Origin of the sequence: Roseibium sp. (assembly GCF_965216085.1) — a bacterium.
Lineage (GTDB): Bacteria > Pseudomonadota > Alphaproteobacteria > Rhizobiales > Stappiaceae > Roseibium.
The window spans coordinates 2,230,417-2,243,365 of sequence record NZ_OZ244138.1 but is presented as its reverse complement, the minus strand read 5'-3'; the positions used below and the strand labels follow the sequence as shown (position 1 = coordinate 2,243,365).

Sequence of the window (12,949 nt, the reverse complement as noted above, 5' to 3'; positions counted from 1 at the left end):
AATCCAAACCATTATTCATCCAAGTCTTACAAAATGTTTGAGCCAATTGGCAAAACAGCGATTAAATAGATGTTCAGTCTTGCACATTGCCCAGCCACCCAGCCAGCGACGGCCGGAAGCTGCCGTTTTTGCCATGCATCGCGGGGGACGCAATCATGGCATTCAAGACTGCTTCCTGAGTGGTTTCGGCAGCCGCCTGAAATAAGGGGTCGATTTTATCTTCATGCAGACAATCGCGCGCGACAATTGCACCTTTCGACAGGTGCGGGATACGTTGCGCCGTTGAAAACGCAAGGCCGATGTCGCCGCTGCCGTTGCCATAATAGGCGCCGAGGCGCGCCAATCCTGCGCCCGCGCGCCGGGCCACACGTTTCAGCTGACGGCTGTCCAAGGGAACGTCCGTCGCAAGCACAATGATCACAGACCCGCGCTCCGGCTGAGCCCCGTCTTCGTTAGGAGCTGCCCGCCGCCCATCCGGCAGGACCAAGTCTCCGGCCTTGCCGAAATTCGCCTGAACCAACACACCAAGCGTGAACGTTTTGCCGTCCAGCTGAAACTGACGGGATGAAGAACCAATCCCGCCTTTGAAGCCAAAACAGCTGATGCCGGTGCCCGCGCCAACACTGCCCTGCTCAAAGTCTTCTGAGGCAGCTGCGAGCGCCGCATTGGCGTCTGCTTCGGTGAGCGCAATTGCGTTGATATCGCTCAAATATCCGTCATTGCATTCCATCACGACCGGATTGACGGTACCCTTGGCACGGTCGATCTGCGGATTCTCTGCGAGCTCCCGCCGGATCAGCGCTTGGATGCCTTCTGCAACACCAAAGGTGTTAGTCAGGAGGATCGGGGTTTCCAGCGTTCCCAGCTCATCAACCTGGATCAGACCCGCGCTTTTGCCGAAGCCATTGATGACATCCGATCCGGCTGCCAGTTTTTCCAGAAAGATGTTACCCGGATGCGGCAAAATAGCGGTGAAGCCAGTTCTCAAATTGCCATCAATCACAGTTTTATGGCCGACCGTCACGCCGGCAACATCGGTAATTGTGTTGCGCGGCCCTGGCTCCAATGTACCGCAGATAAGACCTGCGTCCCGGGCGGGTGACGTGCTGCTTAAGGACATGAAAGAACTCCGGCGATTCGTTTGATCTCATTGAATGCTGGAACCGGCAAAAACAAAACCTCAGTATTCCTTGATTTCAAATCCTTCCTCAACTTCCGGTGCGATAAAATGCCGGGTGATTTGCTCAAACTGCTCGTCGCTAACCTCAAACGGATGCAGTCCGCTGGCATTCCGTTCTTGGAGCCGGATCCTGCAGATATCATCAGACACATTGAGAAAGTGCAGAGTATGACCGCACTCTGCCGTAACGATGATTTGCTTCATCCAGCCGCGCATGTTTGGCGTGTTTGCCGGAAAGTCGAGCACGACAGAAACGCCCGCGCTCAAGAGCGAAACGACATGCGGTTCCATGACCGCTCGAAGACGCGCTGAGCAGCGGACATAGTCCTTGATCGCCGCCATTTCTGGGCCAAACAGATCGGCAAGCCAGATATCTTCGCTGATTAGCACCGTGGCCGGATTGTCGGAGAGTTTTGCGGCCAATGTCGATTTGCCAGAAGCAATTTTGCCGCAGAGAATGTGGAGATGTCCGGTGGTCATCAAGAAACCTGTTCGCACTGTTCAGAAGAGAAATGGAACTGAGGGGACCGACAACGTGACATCAACCCGTCAGATTTGCAACGAACAGCAATATCCAGACAATCGTTGTTAGGAATGCGCCAGCAGGACCTCCAGACCGGCCACAAGACCGGCCAGGAAGAGAAAATAGCTGGCGAAACGGCCGTGGTCCGTGCCGTCAATAACGACCTTGCGCAGCAGCGATCCAAAGATATCGAGCAACGAAACCGTCACTAGGATGATCAGAAGGATTGCGGCCCCTGCCGAATAATCGAAGCCCCGCAAGGCTTCAGACAGCGACATTCCAATCCCACCGGCACCAACAATTCCAAGAACGGTGGCAGACCGCACATTCGATTCAAATCGGTAAAGCGAATAGGAAATCCAAAGAGGCAGTACTTGAGGCACGACGCCGTAGACGATCTCCTGAATGGCCGGGGCGCCCGTCGCTTTGATGCCCTCGACCGGTCGGGGGTCGATTGCCTCAACGGCTTCTGAAAAGAGTTTTGCGAGCGTCCCCGTGGTGTGGATCATCAGCGCCAAAACACCGGCAAGAGGACCAAGTCCGACCGCCGCTACAAAAATCAGCGCAAAAACCAGTTCGTTGATCGCCCGGAAGGCATCCATCAGGCGCCTGACCGGAAAGACGATCCAGTAAAGTGCAATGTTGGAGGACGATAGCAGACCGAAGGGCACAGCCAGGATCACGGACAAAAACGACCCCCAAACCGCCATCTGTACTGTTTCCAGCATCAAGTCAAAATAGCTGTGCCAGTAACGGAAGTTCGGTTTCAAAAAATCTTCGAGCAACATGGCCATGTTGCCGCCACCGGTGAAAACCTGTCCCATGCGGTGCATATCGGCCGGCTTGAAACTCCAGACCAGCAGAACGATCAGACCGCCCCATATGAGGACATCAAAGACCTTTTCTAGGGCCGTGCGGCCGGGAACCGGCAATTCGGGGGTTGCCGCGTTGAGCACATTCACGTTGCTGGTCATTGGTGTGATCCTGAGGAGAAACCTTCAAACAGCATGAGGGACCGTGTCCCTCATGCCTTACTTTTAAATCCGGGTTACTTGCGCGGACGAGCAGCAGCAGCAGCGCGGATTTCTTCGATCTTGGTGTTGATTTCCAGGATCTTGGTGGTCCGCTCATCGTCGGAGTAAGTGTCATCTCCTTCGATCGACATGCGCTGACGGATCTGGTCCATCTCATAAAAAGGCCAGAGTTGAGCGTTTGACGACGGGATAAACGGCCCCATGTCGATCAGCGCGAGATTTTCCCGTGCCTGAGCCACTTCCTCATCTGTGCCCTGACGGCCGTAAGTCATGAAGAAATACATGATCTTCGACTTGATGCTGTCGTCCAGTTCCGGGCGCCAAGCCATCGGATCAGATGCAATCAGCGGGGAGCGCCAGATTTCCTTAAGCTCCGCAAAGAGCTCCGGCTTTGCGTTTTTCAGGCGGGAATACATGCCGGTGGAAGATGCAACAGCTGCATCAACCTGTTGGGTTGCAACCGAAATCAAATTGGTTTCGTGATTGGCGTTGCGAAGGGTCTTGAAACAGTCCTTCGGATTCACGCCTTCCTTGGCAAAGATGAACGTCGACGGAACCAAGAACCCTGATGTGGAGTTCGGGTCACCTATGCCGAAGTTGAGGTCTTTGCCGCACTTCATGACATCTTCGTATGTGAGGCCAGAATCCTTGTGCGTCACCATGACAGACCAGTAGCCACGATCGCCGGTTGCTTCCGTGGTCTGAGCAAAGATTTCAGCACCCGCACGGTCAACCGCAACCATTGCGGATTTGTTGCCGTACCAGACAACATCCACCTTATCGAAACGCATGCCTTCAATCACACCGGCATAATCGGCTGCGAAAAACGGCTTCACCGGCATGCCGAGGGACGCTTCCATGGCTTCCAGGAACGGGCCCCACTTTTCGCGCTGGGCGGAACTGGACTCGGTGGACAAGATGCCAAAGAATAGTTCTTCCGGTTTTTCACGCTCGGCCAGGGCCGGGCCGCTCAAACCAACCATGATCGCTGCAGACGCAGCAATGCGAGCAAACAATTTCATCACGATGTCTCCCCTGAAGGGTTTCAGGCCGTCGCCGGGATTGGCGCGGTCCCGAAGTCTTCGGCGTCCGGCAGCACAAGTTCTTCGCTGGCCTCGCCGTAGATTTCACGCAAAAACTGGGTCGTCAGAGCATGGCTCGGCCCATCGTAGACAATCTGGCCGGCCCGCATCGCAATGGTCCGCTGGCAATAGCGGCGCGCATATTCAACCTGATGCAAAGACACGACGACCGTAGTGCCGTCTTCCTCATTGAGGCGGGACAATATACCCATCACACGCTTCGCAGAGGCTGGATCTAGGGAGGCGATCGGCTCATCGGCCAGGATCACCTTGGCACCTTGGACAATTGTGCGGGCGATTGCCGCGCGTTGCTGCTGCCCGCCTGACAGAGTTGAGGCTCTTTGGCGGGCTTTCGCTTCAATCCCGACGCGTTGAAGTGCGCGCATGGCCAGCTGCTTTTCTTCTTTAGAAAAGAAACCAAAAACCCCGCGCCAAACCGGCACCCTGCCAAGCAGTCCGGCCAAAACATTGGTCAGAACGCTGAGACGCGGCACCAGGTTGAACTGCTGAAACACAACGCCGATGCCGGTTCTGGTGGCTGCAATGTTCTTTGAGACCGCGCCGCTTTTTTGAACCGTTTTCCCGTTGACGGTGACCGTACAGCAATCCCGGTCCTTGTCTCCGGCAACAAGGCCGGAAATGTGCCGGATTAGGGTGGACTTTCCAGATCCTGAGGCGCCAATCAGCGCGACGAATTCACCTTCCGACACCGTCAGACTAACACCGTCAAGTGCCTGAACACCGCCGCGAAACGTTTTGGACAGTCGCTGTACTGAGATTGCAGTCATCAAGGCCTCCTCGGTTGCGAGCGTCGTAGCAAACCGGACGGGTAGCTGAATGAAGGATTGGTGTCATTCTGATGAAATCTGCAGTTCGGGAACTATGATCGTTAAACAGCGGAAAAGGGAAACGAGTGTGCTTCCTCGCCAATAAACGAAAGGCCCCCAAGAGGAGGCCTTCGTTTCAAAATGACTTTGCTAAGTGATCAGTAGCAAACCTGACGGTAACCGACGACGACATAGCGGCGTTGATATGGATTCCAGCGGCGGACGGCCTGATTGCGGCAACGGACCGGCGCATAATAGCGCGGCTGAGCCTGGCTTGCGATGATCGCGCCAGCTGCAAGACCAATAATCGCGCCGGCTGCAACGGCTCCGGCGCGGTTGCCGGCGTGGGCTTGGTTCGGCGTAAGGGAAACGGCTGCGGTGGCCAATGTCGCAGTGGTCACGGCGGCAATTGCGAATTTCTTGAACATGACTTCTCCTCCTCAACTGAACGCCGGATCTCAACCGGCCGATAAGAAGAAACTACCAGCGCTTGTTATCCGGCGGCGTGACCCGCATCACGAAAGTCAGTTTTCCTAAAAACTGAATTTTTGCCTAGCTGAACGCTCTAGATCGAGCTTGCAATTTACAACCGCCCGCCGCCGGTATAGAGCCTTGTGCAACAGGCCATGGGCCACGCGACAGTTTTAATCAACAGGCAGATATATGAGCGAGTTCAAGTCAGAGTTTTTGCAGGTTTTGTCCGAACGCGGGTTCATCCATCAGATCTCGGATCCTCAAGGCTTAGATGAGCTGTGCGCCAAGGAAACGGTGACTGCCTATATCGGCTTTGACTGCACAGCGCCGAGCTTGCACGCTGGATCACTTGTGCCGATCATGATGCTGCACTGGTTCCAGAAAACCGGCCACCGGCCGATTGCCCTGATGGGCGGCGGCACCACCCGGGTTGGAGATCCATCCGGCAAGGACGAAAGCCGGAAGATCCTGACACCGGACCTGATTGAAGAAAACAAGGCGGGTATTCGCAAGGTTTTCGAAAAACTGCTGTCCTTTGGTGATGGTCCAAACGATGCCCTGATGATGGACAATGCTGACTGGCTGCTGTCGCTTAACTATGTCGACTTCCTGCGCGAAATCGGTCGGCATTTTTCCGTCAACCAGATGATCCAGCGCGACAGCGTCCGCCTGCGTCTTGAGCGCGAGCAGAACCTGTCGTTCCTGGAGTTCAACTACATGCTGCTTCAAGGTTACGACTACCTTGAAATCTACCGGCGCACCGGTTGCCGCCTGCAGATGGGCGGATCCGATCAATGGGGCAACATTCTGTCCGGCACCGACCTTGTCCGCCGCCTGGAAGAAACCTCCGCCTTTGCCCTCACCTCACCGCTTCTGACGACCGCGTCCGGCGCCAAGATGGGCAAGACAGCTGCTGGCGCCGTCTGGCTGAACGAAGAACAGCTGTCGGCCTATGACTACTGGCAGTACTGGCGCAACACGGAAGATGCTGATGTCGAGAAGTTCTTAAAGCTCTTCACAGTCTTGCCGATGGACGAGATCAAAAGCCTCGCCGCTCTGGAAGGTTCTGAGATCAACGACGCCAAAAAGGTTCTGGCGACAGAAGCAACCGCGCTGATCCATGGCCGCGATAAAGCGGAAGCAGCAGCTGAAACTGCGCGCAAGGCGTTTGAAGAAGGCCAATCCGCGGCAGGCTTGCCGACCGTAGAGGTTGCCAAAGGCGATCTGGAAGCCGGTCTCGGTGTTTTGAATGCCTTTGTAACTGCCGGTCTTTGCGCATCAAACGGCGATGTCCGCCGCAACATCAAGGGTGGTGCGGTCAAGATCAACGACAAGGGTGAGCAGGATGCCAACCGCCAGCTGTCGTTGAACGATGTCACCGAAGACGGCATCATCAAATTGTCTCTCGGCAAGAAGAAACATGTTCTCCTAAAGCCGGTGTGATCGATCAGACGCTCACATTTTGATAAGCAGAAAGCCGGGCACGCACCCGGCTTTTCTTATGATCAGCGGTTAGAATGCCGTTCAGTTCGGCTGAAACTCAAACATCTTGCGGAAGATCCCCGGTGCGATGGCCGAGATCGGATTGACCGACAAAACCGGATCTGACAGTGCACCGGACAAGCGGTAGGTCACGCCAATCAGCCCTTCTCCAGTGCTGCCGCCAAGTGCAAATCCCAAAAGCGGGATCTTGGAAAAGACATTGTTGAGCGCATAGATCGGAACAAAGGTTCCGGTCAGGCTAAGGGTCTGTTGGCCCAGATCGACGGTACCTGAGACCGTGCCGCCAAGTGCTGCGCCGCGCAAAGCGCCCCGGCTTATAGTCATGATATCACCATCGCGGGTGAAATTGATATCGAGCGTTTCAAACGATGCGCTGCCTTTTGGCTGGTTCGAACTCGCAGATCGGCCCGCGTATGGATTAATCCAACCGTCCTCTTCGTTTATGCGGCGGTCACTTTCCCGGATCCGCTGAATCGCTGGATCTTCCGTGATATAGAGAGAGCGGACACGGAAATCTCCGACCCAACTGTCGGCATCCGCCATGGCCACATTGAGCACGCCCTTGCCGCCTTGCATCCGCTCATAGAAATCTAGAAAGGCCAGCATCGCTCCAGTATCGTCGAACCGGCCATCGGCCTGCTGCGCGTTCCCTTGCTGGGTGAGCGTGAACCGGAAATCTGACTTGCCGTCGAGTTTTCCGCGGATTTCTGCAGCCTCAAGCCCTTTCGGACCGGTATCTACCCGGCCCTTAACGTCGTTCATCCAGCGTTTGTTAAAGCCGGTCATCCGGGCGATATCGACAGCTATCCGGGCGCCATCTGCGAAATCCCCCTCGCCTTGGCTGCCACCAGGACTGCGCAGGCTTCTGATGAGCCCCCGCCCATCAAATGTGAGACCGGCAAAGATAATGTCATAGCGGCCATTCCTTGCCCGTGTAATGTCGACATCAACATCATCACCAGGCCGGAGCTGGAACCGGGGAAAAGACGCGACCTGCAATTCGCCACTCTTCGACAGTTCGATTTGGCCAAAGATGTCGACCCCTTCTGACACCAATTCGAAGTCCTGAACCAAGGTTTTCTCGTCGGTCTCAATCAACTTGAAAGTGGCCGTTGCCGGCACGCCTTTGGCTTTTTGCCAGCCAAGAGCCTTCAACTGCACGTCTGTATCGCGCAGGTTGACGGTAATGTTTTGACCACCTTCAATCTTCCCAGCGCTCACCGTCATTGGCCCGTCAAGGAACGCCGTCAGGTCGATACCTCGCGCCTTGAGCTGTTTTGCAGTAACTGCAGCAACAACGTCCTGGCGTGACGACCCTTTTTCACCGTCCAGCGGCACAACAAGATTTATGTCCGCATTAAGGCCATCAAACTTGCCATTACCGGTTATGGCAATTGCGTCCCGGTCGGCCTCAATCACCAGATCGGCGTTGCTGATCAAATGCCCCATAATCGGATTGGTGTCTGAAAAATCGCGGGACCGGCCGACCGCTTTCCAGGAAACCGACTTCATGTCGAGGTTTCGTTTCATTGGGAAACTGGCGCTGATATCCACCTCCCCAATGCCTGTTACCCCGTCTGCTGTCAGCTTCGCCCGCTCCAACACCTTAAATGGCTTGGCGTTTAAAAGGGTCCCGATTTCCGCATTTCCACCTTCCAGCCGTGTGTGAACCTGAGCGACTTTACCAGTGCGCAACGGAAGATGATGGATCTCAAAAACCGTCTCGGGAACCAAAACACGAGCGCTCTCAGGAAGACCTGCCGTCCCATCGCTTGCCGTCACCGTCAGAACTTCATTTTCGATTTTGACAGTACCTGACAGACCATCAACCACCGCAACGTCTCCAACGGGAGCCACCGCTCCATTGGTGAAGGACATGGTCAATTCCAAATCATCACCGGACCAACCGGCATCTGGGTCTTTGTGATTGAACGCCGGTGGACGGAATGCACCGGTAAACGATGCATTTTCAATGAAACCAGCCTTCAATCGCTCGATGATCCAACGCCGTGCTGGCGGGACCAAAGTGATTGGCCAGGCTTTTTTGGCCAACGATAAAGGAATCTTCTCCCCATCAACGGCGATTGCAAGGTACGGACCGTCAGGGCGCAATTGAACACTGGCAACCCCTTCCGCAGAAGCATTGCCGGAGCGAATTGAAAACCGGCTGACATCAATCAGCCGCTCGTTCAAATCAAAGGATCCCTTTACAAGAACGCCATCCAAAATCTGGGGCGGTTCAGGAATATCATTCGGACCAAGTAGCGGATACTCGGATTCAAGCTGGAAATCCCAAATAGGAGCATCTGCCTTTGGCCGGTCGATCTTGCCAGTAAAGAAAACTTGCGTATTGCCGCGGATAAAATGAGATTTCTGAATTTCAATCGGTTGGTCCGGCCCACGATAGACCAGCGACAGAGCGGCATCATCAAAAGCGACCAGAGTGCGTCCCATTTGGAACCATCCGTTCCGGACGCGGGCGACCGCATTAGCGGTCTCCAGTTTCCCATTTTCGTCAAGTACCGAATCAATCTTTGCTGACGCTGGAAGGCGCAGCCCCTTTCCATAGGCCGTCGGACCATGCGGCCCTAATAGTTCCGCCAAGGTGATGCCATTGACCACGGCTGCTATCCGGGTACCGGTTCCTGTGACCGATTGACTGCGCAAAAAATCCAGGTTCCAGGATGTTACCTGCCCACCGACACGGGCCCGCCCTGAAATCTTGCCGTCTGCAGTTCTCAAGACATCCGCTTGGATGCCGGAGAACGACCTGGGCGCCGGTCCGGACACGTCAAACCGTCCATCCAGAATACGAACAGATGTCAAACCGCGGCGGGCAAACTGATCATCCACCAGATTGCCGATCCGGTTCACTGCTTCCATCAGCTGCCCAACTTCGGGCACAACCGCCGGCCCGCCTTTCAAGGCAATCGTTACTTCAGGGCGGATAAGCTGCAGGGATGCAAACTTCAGCTTTCCAGACAATAGGGCTGATCTGTCCAGCGGCACTTCCAATTGCGGAAAGCGCAGCGAAACCGGCGCCCCTCCGGAAATCTCGACATCCACGTCATTTGCGACGATCTTGACCCCGGTGGCGTCGGTAAAATCCAAGCTTGCACTTTCAATGGATAACGTCACCGGGCCCCGTGTACCTTGCGCTGCCAAGAAGCTGCCGAGAAACGGTACCATTACTGGGCCGGAGGTAAACACCACAGCAACGAATACAGCCAGACCGACCACAAACAAGCCCGCACCCCAGCGCAAAAGGCTGCGGCGGCTTACCTTAGATTTTTCCGGCAATTGGTCTTTCATTCCGTCCGGTCGTGCCACTTACATTCCGTCCGCTATCTCCTGGCGAATACGCAGGGTCTGTTGTTAGCCATGCAATATTCTGAGATGGCCGCACATCCGTTGCATTGAACGAGTCGTATCAATGCCTATGATAGTGTCAAACGGGCAGCAAAAGCGATAGCCGCTCCCCACCCAGCTGCCCAAAACGGCTTTAACGCACAAAACATGACAGAAGGAAGGCGATATGAGCGACCTGGCCCTAGGTGATGCTGCTCCGGATTTTGATTTGGAAGCCGATGGCGGTTCCCGAATCTCCCTAAGTGCCCTGAAAGGGCAGCCGGTGGTGGTGTATTTTTACCCGAAAGACAACACGCCCGGCTGCACCAAGGAAGCTATTGCCTTCACTGATCAGATCGAAGATTTCAAAAAGCTGGGCACGGCCATTGTTGGAATCTCGCCCGACACAGCCCGCAAACACGACAATTTCATCGCCAAACACAATCTCGCGGTCCGCCTTGGGGCCGATACGGAAAAGACCACTGCTGAAGCCTACGGCGTTTGGGTGGAGAAATCGATGTACGGCAAAAAGTACATGGGCGTTGAAAGAGCGACTTTTCTGGTGGACGCGGACGGAAAAATCGCCCAGATCTGGCGCAAAGTGAAAGTTGCAGGACACGCTGAAGCGGTCCTGGAGGCGGTCCAGGCACTCTAGCCACGTTTGACCGTCTCTCCACATAAAGATCAGACGGCCAGATGAGCGAAGTCAAAGAAACACTCCTGCCGGCAAGCCTTGTTGCCGGCGCACGCGCCATTGTCGCCACGCCGGACACCTCAGAAAAGGTCCGGCTGGCGTATGCGGTCTCCAAAGCCTGGTTCAAACGGGACTTGGCGCTGGGCTCTCCGTCAAAGGATGGTCCAATGCCGGACCGTCCAGGACGGCCGGAAAAACCGGTTCTTCTGGCTCCGAGAGATATGCCCAAACGCAGCCTCTCCGGCAAAGCTGGCCGGTTGGCGCTCATTCATTCTCTAGCACATATTGAACTCAATGCCGTCGACCTGACGTGGGACCTGATTGGCCGTTTTGCCCACGTCCGCTTGCCGCGATCCTATTATGACGATTGGGTTCGTGTGGGTTTGGAAGAAGCGAAGCACTTTTCAATGCTGGAAGATCGTCTTGCGCGCCTGGATACCGCTTATGGCGACATGCCAGCTCACGACGGTCTATGGCAGGCTGCTCAGGATACTGGACACGACCTGGCCGCGCGTCTTGCCATCATCCCATTGGTGCTTGAAGCGCGCGGTCTCGACATCACTCCGCCGATGATCGAAAAGGCCCGCAACCTTGGTGACGAAGAAACCGCCAAATGTCTGGATGTGATTTACCGGGATGAAAAACATCACGTCGCATTCGGAGCAAAATGGTTCCGATTCTTGTGTGACCGGCAAGGGATTCGCCCTGAACCTGCGTTTCACACCTATGTCCGCACCCATTTTCGGGGTGCTCTGAAACCGCCGTTCAACGACCGCGCGCGGTCGGAAGCCGGACTAACCCCTGGTTTTTACAAGCCTCTTGCCCGTTTGACGGGCTAAATTTAGGTGATTGAAGACGAATTATTAACCTTAAGGAAGTCTAATCATCACAAGTGAAATGCAGAATGCAGCAGTGAACGAGTGATGATACAGCAGCGCCCAGAAACGACGCGGAGATACCAAGCGCCAAAGTCGGCAGCACCGCATCGGGAGTCTTTAAAAGGCGATTTGAGAACCACTACTTACGTTCTGCGCCCTGCGCATCTTCTTGCGGGCGCCTTAACCTGCATCGCCGCCACGCTGACCATCTCCGGCATCATTGGCTATCACGTGATGCGCAATGGAACAGATACAGAAGTCAACGCTGGACGCGCGGAAGTTGCCCTTCAGTACCAAGATCGAATCGACCGGCTGCGTGCAGAGATTGAACGTCTCAACAGCCGCCAGCTGGTGGATCGCGAGAGTGTCGAAATCCAGGTAATGGATGTCCTGCGCCGCCAGCATGATCTCAATCAGCGCCATACTATTGTCGCTGACTTAGTGGCCCGCGCCGAAAGCGTCGGGATTTATCTGAACACCGGTCAACCAGTCCCCACGCAAAAACCGGCTATCGACGCCGGACACCTTGCGTCTGCCGGCCACGACGACCGCACTGCCATGGGCGGCGAAAGCGAAATCATATCAGAACCGGTCAAGGCTCTCGGTTTGCGGGATGCATCCTCGAAAACTTTTGATCCACTGAGCGTCCTTCAACGCACAGACCCGGTAGCTGACACCAACGTAAAAAAAAACGCTGAAAAACAAGCCGCGCTTGACGCAGTAAAAGCCGATATCTCCGAAATGGGAACGGAAAGCACGGCGGCCGTCGATGCTATCACAGTTGCGACCGAAAGCCGGATTGAAGATATCCTCAACATCGCCGGCCCGCTTCTTCCCAATCTCAATAAGGCTGTCAAAACGACGTCAGGTCTGGGAGGCCCTTTTGAGCCGCTCAACCATACGAGTTTTGCGAGCCGTCTAAACCGGGCGAACACTGCCCTGAAGGTCTTGAAACGGGTGAAGTTCGCGGCTCTACGCCTGCCGGTCAAACGGCCAGTGCGCAACGGCTCCCTCTCCAGCGGCTATGGCCCGCGCATGGACCCCTTCCTCAACCGCCTGGCCATGCATTCTGGCATCGATTTCAAAGCCCCCTACGGCGCCCGCGTTTTTGCATCAGCGCCCGGAACGGTGATCCATGCCGGCTGGAAAGGCGGCTACGGCAAGATGGTTGAAATCCGCCATGCCAACGGATTCGTGACGCGCTATGCACATTTGAGCAAAATGCGGATTTCCGAAGGCAGCCACGTGCTGGCTGGCGATGTGATCGGCAACATCGGTTCTACCGGGCGCTCCACGGGCCCGCATCTTCATTATGAAGTCCGCCGCCACGACAAGCCAAGCAACCCGGCATCTTTCCTCCGCGCTGGCGAGAAGCTCACGCAACTGTCGCTCTAATCGCAATTTTT

Annotated in this window: 11 protein-coding genes; 4 read left to right on the top strand and 7 right to left on the bottom strand. The window is 55.4% G+C overall.

The annotated features are described in order from the left end of the window. Positions 1-73: 73 nt before the first annotated feature. The 6 genes from ACOOFE_RS10385 to ACOOFE_RS10360 all read right to left on the bottom strand — a co-directional run bounded on the left by ACOOFE_RS10385 (position 74) and on the right by ACOOFE_RS10360 (position 5,074). Positions 74-1,120, bottom strand: a complete 1,047-nt coding sequence (locus ACOOFE_RS10385) for a P1 family peptidase (protein ID WP_420414856.1) — start codon at positions 1,118-1,120, stop codon at positions 74-76. Between the two features lie 60 nt (positions 1,121-1,180). Beyond that, positions 1,181-1,660 carry an AAA family ATPase gene (locus tag ACOOFE_RS10380; protein WP_420414855.1) on the bottom strand — a complete coding sequence of 160 codons (480 nt, stop codon included), beginning with the start codon at positions 1,658-1,660 and terminating at the stop codon, positions 1,181-1,183. 108 nt (positions 1,661-1,768) lie between these two features. Then, a complete protein-coding gene (gene phnE / locus ACOOFE_RS10375) occupies positions 1,769-2,677 on the bottom strand; it encodes a phosphonate ABC transporter, permease protein PhnE (protein WP_420414854.1) in 909 nt (302 codons plus the stop codon). 74 nt (positions 2,678-2,751) lie between these two features. Next, a complete protein-coding gene (gene phnD, locus ACOOFE_RS10370) occupies positions 2,752-3,759 on the bottom strand; it encodes a phosphonate ABC transporter substrate-binding protein (RefSeq protein WP_141186357.1) in 1,008 nt (335 codons plus the stop codon). 23 nt (positions 3,760-3,782) lie between these two features. Then, the gene (gene phnC, locus ACOOFE_RS10365; RefSeq protein WP_420414853.1) at positions 3,783-4,607 is read right to left on the bottom strand and encodes a phosphonate ABC transporter ATP-binding protein; all 825 of its coding nucleotides are present in this window, start codon (positions 4,605-4,607) and stop codon (positions 3,783-3,785) included. Positions 4,608-4,804: 197 nt separating this feature from the next. After that, positions 4,805-5,074: a tyrosyl-tRNA synthetase gene (locus ACOOFE_RS10360; protein ID WP_420414852.1), complete on the bottom strand. Its 270-nt coding sequence runs from the start codon at positions 5,072-5,074 to the stop codon at positions 4,805-4,807. Between the two features lie 235 nt (positions 5,075-5,309). Here ACOOFE_RS10360 and tyrS point away from each other — a divergent pair, with 235 nt between their 5' ends. Continuing rightward, on the top strand, positions 5,310-6,563 hold the full coding sequence (gene tyrS / locus ACOOFE_RS10355; protein ID WP_420414851.1) for a tyrosine--tRNA ligase: 1,254 nt from the start codon (positions 5,310-5,312) through the stop codon (positions 6,561-6,563). Positions 6,564-6,644: 81 nt separating this feature from the next. On the opposite strand, the gene ACOOFE_RS10350 is transcribed toward tyrS, so the two are convergent. Continuing rightward, positions 6,645-9,953: an AsmA-like C-terminal domain-containing protein gene (locus ACOOFE_RS10350; RefSeq protein WP_420414850.1), complete on the bottom strand. Its 3,309-nt coding sequence runs from the start codon at positions 9,951-9,953 to the stop codon at positions 6,645-6,647. A gap of 205 nt (positions 9,954-10,158) precedes the next feature. On the opposite strand from ACOOFE_RS10350, the gene bcp reads away from it, so the two are divergent. From bcp to ACOOFE_RS10335, 3 genes are all read left to right on the top strand, one after another. After that, entirely contained in the window at positions 10,159-10,626 is a 468-nt protein-coding gene (bcp, locus tag ACOOFE_RS10345) for a thioredoxin-dependent thiol peroxidase (protein WP_420414849.1), read from the top strand. Positions 10,627-10,667: 41 nt separating this feature from the next. Next, entirely contained in the window at positions 10,668-11,504 is an 837-nt protein-coding gene (locus ACOOFE_RS10340; protein WP_420414848.1) for a ferritin-like domain-containing protein, read from the top strand. A gap of 168 nt (positions 11,505-11,672) precedes the next feature. Further along, on the top strand, positions 11,673-12,938 hold the full coding sequence (locus ACOOFE_RS10335; protein ID WP_420414847.1) for a M23 family metallopeptidase: 1,266 nt from the start codon (positions 11,673-11,675) through the stop codon (positions 12,936-12,938). The last annotated feature ends 11 nt before the right edge of the window (positions 12,939-12,949 follow it).

Coding starts and splice junctions, on each gene's coding strand:
- ACOOFE_RS10385 (WP_420414856.1), bottom strand. CDS start 1,120: ATGTCCTTAAGCAGCACGTCACCCGCCCGGGACGCAGGTCTTATCTGC.
- ACOOFE_RS10380 (WP_420414855.1), bottom strand. CDS start 1,660: ATGACCACCGGACATCTCCACATTCTCTGCGGCAAAATTGCTTCTGGC.
- phnE (WP_420414854.1), bottom strand. CDS start 2,677: ATGACCAGCAACGTGAATGTGCTCAACGCGGCAACCCCCGAATTGCCG.
- phnD (WP_141186357.1), bottom strand. CDS start 3,759: ATGAAATTGTTTGCTCGCATTGCTGCGTCTGCAGCGATCATGGTTGGT.
- phnC (WP_420414853.1), bottom strand. CDS start 4,607: ATGACTGCAATCTCAGTACAGCGACTGTCCAAAACGTTTCGCGGCGGT.
- ACOOFE_RS10360 (WP_420414852.1), bottom strand. CDS start 5,074: ATGTTCAAGAAATTCGCAATTGCCGCCGTGACCACTGCGACATTGGCC.
- tyrS (WP_420414851.1), top strand. CDS start 5,310: ATGAGCGAGTTCAAGTCAGAGTTTTTGCAGGTTTTGTCCGAACGCGGG.
- bcp (WP_420414849.1), top strand. CDS start 10,159: ATGAGCGACCTGGCCCTAGGTGATGCTGCTCCGGATTTTGATTTGGAA.
- ACOOFE_RS10340 (WP_420414848.1), top strand. CDS start 10,668: ATGAGCGAAGTCAAAGAAACACTCCTGCCGGCAAGCCTTGTTGCCGGC.